Origin of the sequence: Salinivibrio sp. IB282 (assembly GCF_001995685.1) — a bacterium.
GTDB classification, from domain to species: domain Bacteria; phylum Pseudomonadota; class Gammaproteobacteria; order Enterobacterales; family Vibrionaceae; genus Salinivibrio; species Salinivibrio kushneri.
Window position 1 is genome coordinate 30420 of sequence record NZ_MUET01000012.1, and the last position, 15819, is coordinate 46238.

General features: G+C 50.5%; 15 protein-coding genes. 11 read left to right on the forward strand and 4 right to left on the reverse strand.

Annotated features, from left to right (window positions below):
* The first annotated feature begins 4 nt into the window (after nucleotides 1-4).
* Both glnD and BZG14_RS04290 read left to right on the forward strand, forming a co-directional pair.
* Nucleotides 5-2623 carry a bifunctional uridylyltransferase/uridylyl-removing protein GlnD gene (gene glnD / locus BZG14_RS04285; protein WP_077486858.1) on the forward strand — a complete coding sequence of 873 codons (2619 nt, stop codon included), beginning with the start codon at nucleotides 5-7 and terminating at the stop codon, nucleotides 2621-2623.
* 76 nt (nucleotides 2624-2699) lie between these two features.
* Nucleotides 2700-3077, forward strand: a complete 378-nt coding sequence (locus BZG14_RS04290) for a DUF3461 family protein (protein ID WP_069363537.1) — start codon at nucleotides 2700-2702, stop codon at nucleotides 3075-3077.
* Nucleotides 3078-3154: 77 nt separating this feature from the next.
* On the opposite strand, the gene truC is transcribed toward BZG14_RS04290, so the two are convergent.
* Nucleotides 3155-3907: a tRNA pseudouridine(65) synthase TruC gene (gene truC / locus BZG14_RS04295; RefSeq protein WP_241824616.1), complete on the reverse strand. Its 753-nt coding sequence runs from the start codon at nucleotides 3905-3907 to the stop codon at nucleotides 3155-3157.
* Nucleotides 3904-4221: a YqcC family protein gene (locus BZG14_RS04300; RefSeq protein WP_077608059.1), complete on the reverse strand. Its 318-nt coding sequence runs from the start codon at nucleotides 4219-4221 to the stop codon at nucleotides 3904-3906. The genes truC and BZG14_RS04300 overlap by 4 nt, the downstream gene beginning before the upstream one ends.
* A gap of 139 nt (nucleotides 4222-4360) precedes the next feature.
* On the opposite strand from BZG14_RS04300, the gene BZG14_RS04305 reads away from it, so the two are divergent.
* The 4 genes from BZG14_RS04305 (at nucleotide 4361) to BZG14_RS04325 (ending at nucleotide 7138) form a co-directional block, all read left to right on the forward strand.
* On the forward strand, nucleotides 4361-5413 hold the full coding sequence (locus tag BZG14_RS04305) for a DUF3549 family protein (protein ID WP_069363534.1): 1053 nt from the start codon (nucleotides 4361-4363) through the stop codon (nucleotides 5411-5413).
* Nucleotides 5403-5726 carry a DUF3301 domain-containing protein gene (locus BZG14_RS04310; RefSeq protein ID WP_069363533.1) on the forward strand — a complete coding sequence of 108 codons (324 nt, stop codon included), beginning with the start codon at nucleotides 5403-5405 and terminating at the stop codon, nucleotides 5724-5726. Before BZG14_RS04305 ends, BZG14_RS04310 begins: the two co-directional genes overlap by 11 nt.
* 863 nt (nucleotides 5727-6589) lie before the next feature.
* Complete coding sequence (locus tag BZG14_RS04320) at nucleotides 6590-6823, forward strand: DUF2789 domain-containing protein (RefSeq protein WP_069363531.1); 234 nt, start codon at nucleotides 6590-6592, stop codon at nucleotides 6821-6823.
* 36 nt (nucleotides 6824-6859) lie between these two features.
* Nucleotides 6860-7138 (forward strand): hypothetical protein, encoded by a 279-nt coding sequence (locus tag BZG14_RS04325; RefSeq protein WP_069363530.1) that lies wholly within the window; start codon nucleotides 6860-6862, stop codon nucleotides 7136-7138.
* Here the strand turns inward: BZG14_RS04325 and BZG14_RS04330 are convergent.
* Nucleotides 7135-7914 (reverse strand): Zn-ribbon-containing protein, encoded by a 780-nt coding sequence (locus BZG14_RS04330; RefSeq protein ID WP_077608061.1) that lies wholly within the window; start codon nucleotides 7912-7914, stop codon nucleotides 7135-7137. The two genes, BZG14_RS04325 and BZG14_RS04330, sit on opposite strands and share 4 nt — an antisense overlap.
* Nucleotides 7911-8459: a SecY-interacting protein gene (syd, locus tag BZG14_RS04335; RefSeq protein WP_069363528.1), complete on the reverse strand. Its 549-nt coding sequence runs from the start codon at nucleotides 8457-8459 to the stop codon at nucleotides 7911-7913. The genes BZG14_RS04330 and syd overlap by 4 nt, the downstream gene beginning before the upstream one ends.
* 63 nt (nucleotides 8460-8522) lie before the next feature.
* Between syd and queF the strand changes: the two genes are divergently transcribed.
* The 5 genes from queF to xni all read left to right on the forward strand — a co-directional run bounded on the left by queF (nucleotide 8523) and on the right by xni (nucleotide 15793).
* The gene (gene queF / locus BZG14_RS04340) at nucleotides 8523-9371 is read left to right on the forward strand and encodes an NADPH-dependent 7-cyano-7-deazaguanine reductase QueF (protein ID WP_077608062.1); all 849 of its coding nucleotides are present in this window, start codon (nucleotides 8523-8525) and stop codon (nucleotides 9369-9371) included.
* Nucleotides 9372-9428: 57 nt separating this feature from the next.
* Nucleotides 9429-11774, forward strand: coding sequence for a hypothetical protein (locus BZG14_RS04345; RefSeq protein WP_077608063.1), 2346 nt, complete (start codon nucleotides 9429-9431; stop codon nucleotides 11772-11774).
* A 77-nt stretch (nucleotides 11775-11851) separates the two neighbouring features.
* Complete coding sequence (locus BZG14_RS04350; RefSeq protein ID WP_077608064.1) at nucleotides 11852-13408, forward strand: GGDEF domain-containing protein; 1557 nt, start codon at nucleotides 11852-11854, stop codon at nucleotides 13406-13408.
* Between the two features lie 119 nt (nucleotides 13409-13527).
* Nucleotides 13528-14883: a nucleotide 5'-monophosphate nucleosidase PpnN gene (ppnN, locus tag BZG14_RS04355; protein WP_069363524.1), complete on the forward strand. Its 1356-nt coding sequence runs from the start codon at nucleotides 13528-13530 to the stop codon at nucleotides 14881-14883.
* Between the two features lie 118 nt (nucleotides 14884-15001).
* On the forward strand, nucleotides 15002-15793 hold the full coding sequence (gene xni / locus BZG14_RS04360; protein WP_100297941.1) for a flap endonuclease Xni: 792 nt from the start codon (nucleotides 15002-15004) through the stop codon (nucleotides 15791-15793).
* Nucleotides 15794-15819: the final 26 nt, after the last annotated feature.

The following is a 15819-nucleotide window of genomic DNA, read 5'->3' on the forward strand; positions in this document are numbered from 1 at the left end:
CGCCATGACAGACACAGTGATTACGCCACAACATCTCGGGGATGATCAGCTCGACCCCATTACCCTAAAAGCCCAATTCCAGCAATTGCTTGAGCAGCAAAAACAGGACTTTTTGGCTAATGTCCCTGTGGCGGAATTGGTATACCAGCGCACCGATTATATGGATGCCTTATTGGCGCGCTTGTGGCATCACTTTGGGTTTGCACAAACCTCACTTGCTCTCGTCGCGGTAGGGGGGTACGGCCGGCGTGAGCTGCACCCCCTGTCGGATATCGATTTACTCCTACTTTGCCAATCCCCACTGGATCCCCATCAGCAACAACGTTTAAGCGATCTGCTGACCCTCTTATGGGATTTAAAGCTTGAAGTCGGCCACAGTGTACGCACCGTCGACGAGTGCATTCGTGTTGGGCTGGACGATTTGACTGTCGCCACCAATTTGCAAGAATCTCGCTTATTATGTGGTGACGCTCAGCTTTTTGAGGCGCTTGAAGCGCGCGTGCATGATGACAGTTTTTGGCCCAGTGAGCGCTTTTATCGAGCCAAAGTCGACGAGCAAAAAGCGCGTCATCGCCGCTACCATGATACGGCCTACAAGCTTGAGCCTGATTTGAAACTCAGTCCTGGCAGTCTGAGAGACATCCATACCTTGTCTTGGATTGCGCGCCGTCACTTTGGCGCCACCAGCTTACGAGAGATGAGCGACTTTGGCTTTTTGACCGACGCGGAATTTCGCGAACTCAATGAGTGTCAAAACGTATTGTGGCGTATTCGCTTTGCGCTTCACCTTGAGCTGCGCCGTTACGATAACCGCCTGACCTTTGCACACCAAACATCGGTCGCGGAGCTGCTTGGCTATCGTGGTGAAGGCAACCGTGCAGTCGAAACCATGATGAAAGACTTCTTCCGCACGCTTGGACGCGTCGGCGAGCTTAACAAAATGCTGCTACAAATCTTTGATCAAGTGATCATCGACAATGGCCGCACGGGTGACGTTGAAGTGTTAAGTGACGATTTTCAGCGCTGCGGACGCACCATCGAAGCGCGTAAACCCGCGCTATTTCAAGCGCGACCGGAAACCATTCTCGATATGATGCTGCATATCGCTAACGACACCTCGATTGAAGCGATTGCGGCGCCTACCCTGCGGCAGTTGCGAACAGCAAGACGTCGACTCAATCACTTTTTGTGTCAGCAAGAAGATGCACGTGAAAAATTCATGGCCTTGGTTCGTCACCCCAATGCGCTGCACAAAGCGTTTGGTTTAATGCACCGCCACGGGGTGATGTCCGCCTACCTGCCGCAGTGGAGTCAAATTGTCGGCCAAATGCAATTTGACTTGTTTCATGTCTATACCGTCGACGAGCATACCATTCGCCTACTCAAACATATGCGCTTGTTTGATGACGAGGCCAACCGAGATCGCCATCCCATTTGTTGTGATGTCTTCCCCCGCCTAGCACGCCGCGAGCTTTTACTGATTGCGGCCATTTTTCATGACATTGGCAAGGGGCGCGGTGGCGATCATAGCGAGATTGGCGCCATTGAATCGCATGATTTTTGTTTAGAGCATGGTTTATCCAAACCAGAAGCAAACATTGTCAGCTGGCTCGTCCGTAACCACTTATTGATGTCCGTCACCGCGCAGCGCCGTGATATTTATGATCCTGATGTGATTACTGACTTTGCCAAAGAGGTGCGTGATGAAGAGCGGCTGGATCTTCTCCTTTGTCTTACCGTGGCCGACATCAATGCCACCAACCCAGATTTATGGAACAGTTGGAAACGCACACTGATCGCAGAGCTATATTACTCGACACAAAAAGCACTGCGCCGCGGCTTAGAAAATCCACCAGATGTRCGTGAACGCATTCGTCATAACAAACACTTAGCGGCTGCCATGTTACGTAAACAAGGCCATAGTCCCAGGGATATAGAAGTCTTGTGGCAGCGTTTTAAGGCGGACTACTTTCTGCGCCATACCCATAAACAAATTGCTTGGCACAGTGAACATCTCCTTCATCACGCCGGCGACACCCCACTGGTGCTGGTCAGTAAAAAAGCAACCCGTGGCGGTACCGAGATTTTTGTTTACTGCCAAGATAGGCCCAGCTTGTTTGCACGCGTGGTGGCGGCGCTCGATAAGAAAAACCTGAGCGTCCATGATGCACAAGTGATGACCAGTAAAGATGGTCACGCCCTCGATACCTTTATGGTGCTAGACCAAAATGACGAGGCCATTCCTCTTGACCGTCACCCAAGCATTATCGAAGGGGTCAGCAAGGCACTGGCAGAAACCGGGACAATGACTATCCCCAAACGGCGAGCCCCGCAAAAGCTTCAGCATTTTTCGGTTAAAACCCAGGTCCTTTTCTTACCCACGAAAAACGGTCGTCGCACATTGATGGAGCTAGTAGCACTCGACACACCTGGACTATTGGCTCGGGTGGGGGCTGTCTTTGCGCGCCAAAATGTCAGTGTCCATGCCGCTAAAATCACCACCATTGGTGAGCGCGCCGAAGACTTTTTTATCGTCACCGACGCAGAGAACCAAGCATTAACCTCCGAGCATCAAGCACAGTTAAAAGCGGCACTGGAAAAAGCGCTCGCGCGCGCCAAATAACAAGCGCCCCGTCAACCATGCTAAGCGACGGTGAGTGCGTCGCTTAATAGAGGCAACATTCAACCATGAGGTGGCTATGTATCAGCAGTTGAAAAATATCGGTATTGAACATCCGGAAAAAATTGAGCGTTATTCACTGCGTCAAGAAGCCAGTTATGACACGCTCAAAGTCTACTTCAGCAAGCAAAAGGGTGATCTTTTTGCCCGAAGCATGAAGTTTAAGTATCCACGCCAGCGGAAAAATGTGGTTGTCGACAGCGGCACCGGCCGGTCTCGAGAAGTCACTGAGATCAATCGCAGTCTGTCTCTGGTGATCGATGAACTGGATCGTATCGTTCAGCACGAGCAAACAGAGCAAGACGTGAAGCAAAAGGTACTCACCGATCTCCGTCATCTGGAAAAAGTGGTTGCTAGTAAGATTGCCGAAATCGAAGCCGAGCTAGATAAGCTCTAACACAACCTATGGGGGAGCTGCCTGCAAGGTGCGGCCTGCAAGGTGCGGCCTGCAAGGGATTACCGACACGGGGCGATTTACCCCGAATAGGTGATGCCAGGCACATCCCACTCCAGTGCCGATAGAACATACTGCCACCTAGTATCGAACGGTGCCTGTACCTTGACCGTCTCAGCGCTAACGGGATGGATAAACTGTATCTCGCTAGCATGAAGTAACAGCTGATGGCAGTGAAAGTGCTCGCGGAAAACACGATTGTGTCTCCCGTCGCCATGGGTAGTATCGCCAATAATCGGATGGCTGAGGTGATGCATATGACGACGCAATTGGTGTTTTCTTCCCGTTTGCGGCTGCATCGCCACCAGGCTATAGCGGCTGGTCGCATACCGCCCCGTTGCGATAGGAAGCTCCACCGATGCCAGTGGTTGATAGTCCGTCACGGCCGGCTTGGCCGTCGGTGTCTGGCTCGCGTCTTTGTCCGCGATCTTGTCTTGCTCTTCCACCAGTGGGTAATCGAGTCGACCGGGCTCTGTGATCCAGCCTCTGACCACCGCATAGTAGGCTTTTTTTATCTGCCCTTGCGCAAACTGAGGCATCATCAAGGATGCCACTTCGCGAGAAAGCGCAAAAACTAAGACCCCGGAGGTGGGTTTATCGAGCCGGTGTAAAGGATAAACATGCTGACCGATCTGATCCCTCAATGTCTGCATCACAAAGCGTGTTTCCCCTTTATCTAGCCACGAACGATGGACCAGCATCCCTGCGGGCTTATTCACCACAACCAACGACGCATCACGGTATAAAATAGATAAAGGTTGTTCACTCATCATTGGGTTAACAGCGCGTCAATACGATAAGTCACTTTGACCACCGCCGTCGCCCCTTGATATTCTTTCATCGCTTCTTCCACATAGGGGGCGATTTCAAAATTGCTTGGCAACGGCTGGCGAGCAACAACCAAGGCACGCATTTTGGGTAAAAAGATCCACTGTAGCCACTCATGGCAATCAAGCGTATCCACCGCAAACGGCTCGGTACTGGCTAGTCGTTTAGGTGATGGTGGCTCGGATTGGAGCAGATCACAGGCATCGAGCAACTGTTCGAGTTCATCAAGAAGTTGCTCACATTGTTGGTGAAGAGTCATTGACAACCTCATCATTAATCAAATTAGAAACCGCGAAGCATAGCACGTTCCCAGCCAAGACAACATCAACTCGACAAGCATCTCACCGGTAAAAACTGATATACTCGCGCGCATTAAGCGATAACCAAGAGCGGACATCATGGAAACGGTTCACGCCCTCAGCGCCCTATTTGACCACGCCGATTGCCAATTCAGTGTTTACGACTTAGGTCGTCGTGTTTGTCAGCTGGATGAAACGACCTTTCGCGCGGTTGAGGCCAATCAACAGCCTTACCCTCACCCCTTGCGTCAACATGCCCACATAGCTGTCGCTTTCTGGCCACCAGGCGGTGCCCCTTGGGTATGGTTTTTAAAAATGCCTCTTGATGAGCGGGGCTTGCTCAACCACACCGCAATGGGAGACTTTTTGCAGTATGTCAGCGCGGCCATGGGCGAGCGCCTAACCGCGACACCGAATAAAGAGCAACGTGAAAAACTGGCCAACAACCCCTATACCTTTACTCCCACCGACGACAAGATGGCAATGTTTCATGCCACATTGACTTATCAACTGGGCCGGCCAGCCAGCCAGTATTATGATCATGCCCAACATTATTTAAATGGCGAGCTTGGCTGGGATAACTGGCAAGGGGTTGGCCTGCAGGGGCTCGCTGATACCTGTGTGCGCATGGCCGAGCAAAACAATGCCACTCGTATCCGCAAAGCGCTGAACAATCTTCCAACGACGCCGCTGTATGCCCTGCTGGGCTGCTTAGAGCATTGCCAAATCAATGAAAAGCTCGCGGCAAGCGTGCGCGACATGTTTAGCCAAATGTGTCAGGCTCAGGAAGTGGATCTTTTCTTGGTTAGCGCCTTACTCCGCGCACATGCGGGTGCCCCAACAGCTACGCGTCATCATTTGATCGCGGCCGTGCTGGACAAACCCGAACTACACCATCGCGAGATTTTTGTTGCGATTGCAGGGCGCTGTTGGGAGAGTTTAACGGACGACACCGTGCTGGATCGCTTTTTGATTGCGCTTGCCGATCAGCACGATACGGCACTGTTTCAACAAATCTATGCCGATCTTGTGATGCTGCCACCGCTTCGCGGCGCACTGCTTAGCCGTTTGCACGGTGATACCTCGCCAGCGCTGACCCAGGCGATGGCACGTATGCAACAAGCTGTTAGACAGACCCCTAATGATCACTGATCTGTTGACCATTGTCTTAGTCGTTGTCGCCGCCTTGCTGTTTTGGCAACAGCGGCGACAATCCGAGCAAGCACACCAGTACATTCGCCAATACTGCCAGCGGATGGAGTTGCAATTATTGTCTATCGCACGAGGTCACCACACCCTACGCAGAACCGAACAAGGGTGGCAATGGCTCACCCAATACTGGTTCGAGTTTTCTGCCACCGGGGATGATCATTACATCGGTCACGCTCAGCTTCGAGGGTTAAGGTTAAAGGCGATAGACACCCCCGTTCATGCGATGCCGAGATCTGGCCAAACCAACGGCTAGCTCTCACTCAATATTGATAATAAAAAGGCAGGGAGAATTATTCGCGCGACGTGAAAAGCTGTACTAGATTGGAAGTATGGTGCACACGCAAGGTTAGTGCTAACGGTGCGTGACAGGGAGTCGCCAGTGTCGGGTTAACCGGCCAGAAAAAAGGAAAGGGCGCAGCTTGCGCCGCGCCCCAGAGTTTTACTTGCAGCCATCCTGCTACTAAAAGGTGCTCCCTGCATCATTCCTTGATCAGTCGCCGATTCCTTCAGCGTCGTTCCATGTCTCTCCGTCTTGGAGGTGTCCTTTCGTCATCCTGACAAACCGAAATTCCCGTTTTCGATAAGCTCTCCATCCTGGAGGTGTCCATGACTTCGTCCTGAAGTTGTCCTTAAGCCCCCATCCTGGGTTGTCCTAAGTCTTCCTGACGTACAAGCTCCCTGCTTGTAGAGAACGGCTCCATCCGTTGTCCTTTTCGCAATCCATGCCAGCGCTTCTTCCTGAAGTACTGCCTCATCCTGAGGTACCAAGTCCTTGGTGATTCCTGTTCCCTGTGTCAGTTCCCTTCCGACACCCATAAGATTACGCGACTGAGCGTTTGGTACAAGCCATTCTCGCCTGCTTAATCTCTCATTTTTTATCTTGAACAAAGAAATATAATGTAAGCCCCTGTAATAAAATAAAAAATAAAAAAGAGGAGGTCGATTTTCGTAGCAAGATTCTGCTTTTGTCCCACGCCCTTGTAAGAGATATCGCACACTGAGCAGGGAGCTTTTCTATTCTTTGTTCTTTGCTCACCGACACCGCTTTCATCAAGCACAGAGTAGCGGCTGCTACTATACTGAGTATAGACGCTTATCAAGCAAGTAGGAGTGGCAATGGAAACCTTTCAACATGACTTACAGCACCTGTTTGAACAACTGGGCTTAGCGACCGATAAGGCCTCAATTGAACACTTCCTATCCAGCCACTGCTTGGTGGAAGGACAAACACTGGTCGATGCCCCATTTTGGAGTGCGGCACAACGGGCGTTTATTGATGAAGCCATCAAGGAAGACGCCGATTGGGCGGAACAGGTTGATATGCTTGATGCGCGACTGAGAAAGCCCTAATCTTTCCTTCTCCTGTCATGTCGCTAGGATTAACTGATGAGCTATCAAGCTGAGCTGGCGCGAGCACTCAAGGTGCTCGACGCAAAAGGGCAAACCGTCACCGTGGCGAAAGTAAAAGCCCAATTGACCACGCAAGTCCCTTTACCCTTGATTATCCAAGCGGTGAAAAGTGCGAAAGCCAATACACCACTCCCCGAAATGCCTAGCGATGACGCGAGGCTATCCGATGCTGAGCGTATCAGCCAACTCGAACAACAAGTGGCCGAGTTGAGCGAGCGATTAGCGACGCTAGAAGCCCAGCATTTAAACCGCTAAGCCAGCTTAAAGTCCCAAGAAAGGTTGGATACTAGCCGGCAACGATCGCACTTAAACAGGAAGATATCGTGTAACGGGGCCTCAAGCCGCCAAGACTCGCCACACTGGGGACATGGGCGTTCAAGCTCACTCTCTTTGTCTTTACCGCCCACACGATATTGATAATAGTAAGTCGGCGTGCCCGTTAAGTACTCTATCCGCCCACGTAAATCCCAACCGCGCTGAAATAGGCGCGTATTGGGACATCCAATTTCATTCAAGCCTGCAAATTCGGCATCGCTGGCACCGGCCATTTGTAATTCATCACAGGCTTGCCATTCTGTTTGCCATTTGATGACCGCTTTGTGATCACCGTTAAAGGTGGCGGGTAAGCGATAAAGCGGGATGGGTAGCAGGGTATCGCCACAACGCAGCGGCGAACACGTGTGAACAAAGGTGGTGTAGAGCACTTGCCAAGTCGGAGAGACACTCGGAGCGGCTTGTTCCGAGTTCAAATCGCGCCCCAGCACACGCACTTTCGGTTGGGTTAAGCACGCCTCGRCGAGCTGCTGCAACGCGCGTTTCACTTGTGGGCTGTGAAAGCGTGGGTGAAAGGCGTCTTCATCTGGGCACACCACACGAAGCTGAAACTGGCCTTCTTGCATCAAGATCGGAAACTCGCGTCCGAGCACCTGGCCATTATAACGCAATGCATCGATGAGGCCGTTGATAGTGCGGTCGACCGCACTAACGGTGGTATTATCAAAGCACTCAAAGGTCAATTCCGTGAGAATCATGCCACATCAACCTCTAGTGCTGCGAGAAATGTTTCCAGATTGGGGGCAATCACATCACGCGTCCCTTTATTCAGGGTTTCTCTGATCACTTCCCCACTCATGTTATCAATCGCAATGATCACCATTTCATCGTCTGTGGTCGCGATAAAGACACTCGGCGTAAGCTTGCGCTGACGCTGCATCATCAGATGTCCCAAGATGTTTTCTTGTAAGCGCGCCAAGTCATCGTCACTCCACACCTGAAGCAAGCTTATCGACTCCCCCTGATAACGCACCGATAAATCTGCACAATAAAATGCGTTATAAAAATCTTTAATATCACTGTGCAAACGCAAGGCTATCGCTTGTTCTACATTGGAAAAATCAGCCAACGCGTCGCGCTTGACTGGTTGCCATTGTAGTTGGTGGTCATTTTCGCTCACGACACAGGGAGATGGCAGTCCAATGTAAGCCTCTGTACAGGGTAAATGTTGATACTTACCCTGCCATACCGCCATATAATTCTGTGTTAGCGCCCAAAGGGCACGATGTACTGTGTTCTCCATTCGCAACCTATAGCAAGATTCAGTAAACTTTACCCATTCTACTTGAATCAATAGCAGATCCGTATGAGCAATTATCAAGATGCCGATGCCCTCGCCAATTTATCGCTTGGCGAAAAAACAGATTACCCAACCCAGTACGATCCGTCACAACTGCGTGCCGTCCCTCGCGCGCTAAATCGTCAGGCCATCGGACTCGATAATGCGGCGATGCCCTTTACCGGATACGACACCTGGACCTTGTATGAGCTGTCATGGCTCAACCAAAATGGTTTGCCCCAAGTGGCGATTGGCGAAGTCCGTCTACCGGCCTCTAGCCCCAACTTGATCGAGTCAAAATCATTTAAGCTATACCTCAATAGCTTTAATCAAACCCGCTTTGATAACTGGCAACAGGTAGCTAACGCATTGCAAACCGATTTATCCGCTTGTGCGGGCGAAGAGGTGGATGTCACTTTATCCCCGCTCAGTGAGTTAGAGGGAGAAACCATCGCTGGCCTCGCGGGTGAATGTATCGATCACCAAGACATCAGCATCGACGACTATACCTTTAATCCAGACTGGCTCGACGGTGCCGCTCAAGGCGCGATTGTGTCCGAGACCCTTCACAGCCATTTACTCAAATCAAACTGCCTGATTACCAATCAGCCAGACTGGGGCTCGGTGAGAATCGCCTATAAAGGCAACAAGATAAACCGTGAGAAGCTGCTTCGCTACTTGGTGTCATTTCGTGAGCACAATGAGTTTCATGAGCAATGCGTGGAGCGCATTTTTATGGATATCATGCGTTTTTGTCAGCCGGAAAAACTCACCGTTTATGCCCGTTACACGCGTCGCGGTGGTTTAGATATTAATCCATACCGTACGAACATGGGCAAAACACCAAGCGAAAACAATCGTTTGGCAAGACAATAACACCATAGGCTGCCTGCGGGCAGCCTTTCTCTCATCGCTTTACTTAGAGGATGGCGCATGCGCATCAGCCGACTACTCGTAGGCCTGCTTTTTTGGTTAACGTCGATAACGGCGTTCGCTTCAATCCACTCCTCGCCCGTACTCACTAATGCGGAAAAACTTCTCGAAACGTCTCCAACGCAATCGTTGGAAATCAGCAATCGTTTTTTAGCCCAACGCCGCCTAACCACAGGCGCCAATCGCTCACATGTGAATAACGACACGGATCGTTCGATTCGCACGCCATTGCATACCGTGTATGCCTATTTGATCAGTGCTCGAGCTTATGCTTATCTCGATCAACCGGTTGAGGCTAAAGCGGCGCTACAAAAAGCCTATCAAGTGGTCGATGAATACGACTTAAAACACGTACAAGTGCAAGTCTTGCTGACCGAAGCCTCTCTTATCTGGCACCTTGATCGCGACTCAACGCGCGCCCTCGCGACACTCGATGCCGCCCAAAAAGCCATTGAGGCCTTACCGGAAAACAGCTTAAACGGTCAAGAAAGCCGTTTTAAAAGTGCTTTACTGCGCGCCAATATTCTCGCCGCCACCGCAGACAGTGACACCGCGCTTGTCGCCTATGAAAATGCGCGCAGCCAGCTTAATAGTGATCCCCAAGATTTACGGGATAAAGTCGAGTTTCAGCTCTCACTGGGTGGCTTTTTACTCGACCAGAAGCAACATGAGAGTGCCCTGACCGAGTTACTCAGCGCTTTCTGGATAGCCAGCGAGAACGAATACACAGCATTGATTGCCGGTGCCAATATGAAACTGGCCAGGCTGTATAATCAGCAAGGCGCGCTTAACCAAGCCCTTGAGCACGCGAACCAAGCCGCTGCCTTTTTTGAGCATTATTCATTAAGCCGACGCTTATCAGCATCACAGCGCCTCTTGGCCACCATTTACGAGCAACAAGCTCGTTATAATTTTGCCTTGGTGCATTATTTTAATGCACTTGAAATTGAGCAAGCACTCGGTCGTCTCCAACCGCTTGCACAAGTCCATCTGRCCATCGCCCGCACCTATTATCAGCTAGAGCATTTCCCGCTCAGTGACAGATACATCCAAGATGCGCTAAGACTGGTCGGTAGCCTACCCAACTCGCCCCTGACCACACAGGCAATGTTGTTGCAAGGACGTATTCATCTTGCGCTTTCTCAACCCAAGCAAGCAGAGAAAGAAATTCGCACCGCGCTAAAGCGAGCAGAGGCAGAAAAAGACTTTCAAACCATGACGATGGCGTATCATGCCCTCTCCAAAGCCTTGGAGTCGCAAGGCAAGTATCAAGCGGCCCTGATGATGCAACGTGATTATGAAAAGCTGCGCGCGCAGCAACTGCAATCAGAGCGACAGCAACAAGCCGATACCTTTAAACAACAACAGCGTGTGGTCGAGCGGCAGCTACAGATGGATGAGCTGCAGCGCCAGCTAGATAGCGCACATCAAGAACAGCTTCACTTACAAAAGGTCAACTATTTCCTATTAGGCAGCCTTGGGGTGTTAGTGGCCATTGTTTACCTTCGTCATCGTGCCGCGGTGATGCGTCAGGGAGAACTCGAAGAGCTGCGTGATGATTTTTATACACACCCACGTACTGGGCTGAGAAACTTACGCATGCTCAATGCCAAGTTACCGCGTTCGTTGGAAAAAAGTAACGCCAACTTTGAGCAATGGTATCTGAACGACATGATCCATCAGCCACTGAGTGATCGGCTCCGCTTTGCCATGTTCGATGTTGCCTTTCTAAAAGCGTTATTTTTGCGTCTCGGCTATCAAAGGGCGCAAGATATCGAGCGTCAGCTTGGCGACTATTTGTCCGAGCGTGTCACTCAATCTGGCCGCTTATATCATTTCGCCGATACCTTGTTTATTTATATCGAGACCAATTGGGAGCAAGATACCCAGCCTGATGCACTTGCTCATTTTGTGCAGTCTTTGATCGCAGACTTTGTCAGCCACTATCAAAGTAGTCAGGCACACGCGATGAGTGAAGGTGACTCATCCCCGGCGCTCACGCCGCAAGTCGCCATTGGTCTYGCGGAGTATCCTTTTTTACCGCGTGCGTACACATCGATTAATGACCAAGAGTTGATCGAGATTTTATTAACGGCGACCCATCAAGCCAGTGATCTCGCGCAACAGACCGGGGAAAGTCATTGGGTACACTTTAGCGCAATTAACACAGCGCCCGCCGCGAGCTTCGTCAATACCAACTTGCGTCATGCTTGCTTGAAAGGCATTGATTCTGGATTAGTGAAGGTTAAATCTTCAGCTAACGACTTGTTGAACTGGCAGAAGGATCACGAATCTGATAAAAAGCCAGCGTCAGTTATTGATGACCATAGCAATAAATCGGTATAGCTACGGGTAGTTAGTGAAACTGTTTTCGCTACCAATGGCGCCAAAACGCGAACATAATCAGGTATTTCCTCGATAAAATGACTAAGTCCACCCCATCACCGTTGTCGGCCCAGACCGCTCAGGCGGGTAATAATGCGTCGCCCTCAGCGTATCGGGAGCTGGCGCTCAGGTCGCGTCGGGAGATCCATAGCCTTAAACGGCTGGTGTCGCGCTTTATCGCTACGTGCTCGGGTAAAAATAACTTGGTCGACCAAAAGCTGGCCGAGTTCCGTGACGTATTGTATTCAACGCAGGATGTTAGCGCGTTGCTCCCGCGTTTAGCCGTTATTGAACGCATGGTGGGTCATCAAAACATGACACAAGCAAAAGCACAGTCACACCTCGATGAGCAATTTCACACCAGTGGTGAAACACTACAGCGAGTGACAGGTCTCCCCGTTCAATTGAAACGCGACTTGCGAGATCTATTGGCGCAACCGGCGAACGGTGATACCGAACGCACACAGCACCTCATTAAGTTACTTCAACTTTACGAACGCGCCGTGACCTTGCAAGTTGCCAGGCCCCATACGCAGCAAATACCAGACATCGACAACGATCAGATACGTCGCGTCGCTGATGAACTACAAAACCTGATTACAGAGCTCGATATCAACGGTCAAGCAGGCGACAAGTTGCTTGAAATCCGCCGTGAACTGCTGACCGATATATCACCGGCTACCGTGGTGTCTTTAACGTTAGCGGCGCTCAAACTGATTCTGGAAGCCACCCAATCTGAGCGGCGCGCTTCGCAGCAATTTCTCAGTCAAGTCAATGATGACCTCGTATCAATAAGCCAACAAAATACCCGTGCGCATGATCATGCGACACAACTACGGCTGGCACATCAAGGTGTCGATCAGCGCCTCGATCGCACCATTACCGATATTGAACACGAACTCAAACGGAAAGGCGCGGCAAAAGCTAACCCAGAAGCCGCATTAACCCAAGCGCTTGCAGAGCTGCAAGTGATCGCGCAAGAAAACAAAGCGCTCAAAAATCGCGAACAAGCCTTGGAAGAGCAGTTGGCACACAATCAGAACCAACTTAGCGCCTTAGCAGAGCAAACCCTCGATCAACAACGTCGTATCGGTGATCAGGAGCGCAAACGTCTGTTAGATCCACTTACCCGTGTCTACAACCGWGCCGCCCTAAACGATCGTTTGGAACATGAGTATCGATTATGGAAAAAGTACCAGCGTGAGTTTTGCCTTGCCGTCGTTGATCTTGACCATTTTAAACAAGTGAATCAGCAATTTGGCTACGAAGTCGGTGATAAAGCTTTAAAAATTATCGCGCGCACCATCTACCAATGCTTACGCGACACCGACTTTATTGCCCGCTTTGGTGGCGAAGAGTTTGTGATTTTGTTACCTGATGCCGACGATGAAACGCGCACTGATATTTTGGCTAATATTAGCCACACCATTCGTAAACTCCCGCTGAAGTTTAAAAACGAGCGCGTGTCAATTAGCGTCTCAATTGGTGCCACCCTCTTCCAAGGTGAAGATACCCCCACACCGGTGCTAGAGCGTGCTGACCAAGCGCTCTATCAAGCGAAAAACAGTGGTCGCAACCAAATCATCTGGTGTTAATTTTTACTGGTCAATTATGGCTAGCGTGTGTATTTTTAATTAACACACTGATTTTTATAGCACCGCTCGACAGCCTTGCTTGCGTTAAACAGGATGTCGGCGTGTAAGAGGTTGTCGCTATGATCACACACATTAGTCCGATTGGAACGATGGATCTGCTTTCTCAAATCGAGGTCGATCGTTTAAAAGCCAGCGCCAGCAGTGATCTGTACCGCTTATACCGTAACTGCTCATTGGCCGTTTTAAATTCAGGCAGCCATACAGACAGCTCCAAAGCACTTCTCGAAAAACACGCCAACTTTGAAATCCGCGTGTTACGCCGAGAGCGGGGGATCAAACTCGAGCTGGTTAACCCACCCGATCATGCCTTTGTCGACGGCAAGATCATTCGCGGCATTCAAGAGCATATGTTCTCTGTCCTCCGCGACATTATTCACGTTAATGTGCAGCTCGAGCATAGTCCTGCCCTCAACCTCGATAGCTCACCGCATATCACTAACTTAATATTTGGTATCTTGCGTAATGCGAAAACGCTCCGTCCACGGGTCGATCCTAATTTAGTGGTTTGCTGGGGCGGGCATTCAATCAACGACATCGAATATCAATACACGCGTGAAGTGGGTCATGAGCTTGGCCTGCGTGAACTGGATATTTGTACGGGGTGTGGTCCAGGTGCGATGGAGGGGCCAATGAAAGGCGCTGCGATCGGCCATGCCAAGCAGCGCACGTATGACAGCCGATTTATTGGCTTAACCGAGCCCTCTATTATCGCTGCTGAGCCGCCGAACCCCATGGTTAACGAACTGGTTATCATGCCCGATATTGAAAAGCGCCTAGAAGCCTTTGTCCGTATCGCGCATGGGATTGTCATTTTCCCTGGCGGCGCAGGGACAGCGGAAGAGTTACTTTATATTCTTGGCATCATGATGCATCCTGATAACCGCTCACAGCCTTTGCCTATCGTGTTAACCGGCCCGAAAGAGAGTGAAGATTACTTTCGCGATATCGATGCGTTTATTCGTGATGTCTTGGGCGAGGAAGCCACCCAATATTATGAAATCGTGATTGACGATCCTGCTAAAGCCGCACGATTAATGAAAAATGCCATGCCCGCGGTCAAAGAGCATCGCAAGGCCACTGGCGATGCCTACTCATACAATTGGTCATTAAAAATCGAGCCGGATTTCCAACATCCCTTCGCACCAACACATGACAATATGGCTAATCTTAACTTGCACATGGATCAGCGCCCAGAGTTGCTCGCTTCCGCGTTACGTCAAGCATTCTCGGGCATTGTGGCGGGGAATGTGAAAGACGAGGGAATGCGCAATATCGAGCAACATGGCCCGTTTAAAATCGATGGTGACAAATATTTGATGGAAAAAATGGACAAACTATTACAAAGCTTCGTCGACCAACAACGGATGAAGCTGCCAGGCACCGCCTATGTGCCGTGCTACGAGATTGTCTCCTAACCCAAATACGCGCACTGAGCCGGCGAGTAATCAATAACCTGCATGACGCACACTGCGTTATGCCACCAACACAGGTATAATGCGCGGCTCATGCTGCGCGTTATTACTGGTTTTTATTATGTCTAGCCTCCATGTTGTCATTATCGATGCAATGAACCTCATTCGCCGTGTCCACGCGGCTCAGCCTGAGGGCGATGCCATCGACACCACGGTGAATGCCTGCATCAAAACCCTCAATAAAATCATCAATCATAGCCAACCGAGCCATATTGTTGCTGTTTTTGATCATATGGGCAGTGATCGTGGCTGGCGCGCAGAGATCCTGCCGGCATACAAACAGCACCGTAAACCGATGCCTACGGTGCTCGAACATGGGTTAGATGCGATTCAAGATGCATTTTGGCAGCACGGCGTTGACTCGTTGCTTTCTCAGGGCGATGAAGCTGACGACATGATTGCCACTTTGGCTTTAAAGGTGGCAGAGCATCAGCAACAAGTGACCATAGTGTCGACCGATAAAGGCTACTGTCAGCTTTTGCAACCGATGATTAGGATCCGCGATTATTTTCAGCAGCGCTGGCTAGATCTCGCCTTCGTCCAGGCGCAATTCGGCGTTCGTCCGGACCAGCTTTGCGATTTTTGGGGGCTCGCGGGGATCAGCAGCAGTGAGATCAGTGGCGTACCAGGGATTGGCCCCAAAACGGCCACCAGCCTGCTGAGCGATTATGCTGATATCGATGCTATTTTTGCTGCGGACGATCTCGCACCAAAGTGGCAGAAAAAACTCACCGGCCATTATGAATTGGCGCAACAATGTAAACAGGTCGCACAACTGAAAACGGATATCCCACTCGGCTTTAACTTGCAAGATATCCGTTTTGACTCCGTCAGCCAGAGCCAATCTTCGTAAATCAGTGCGTCACACACCTAGTGACT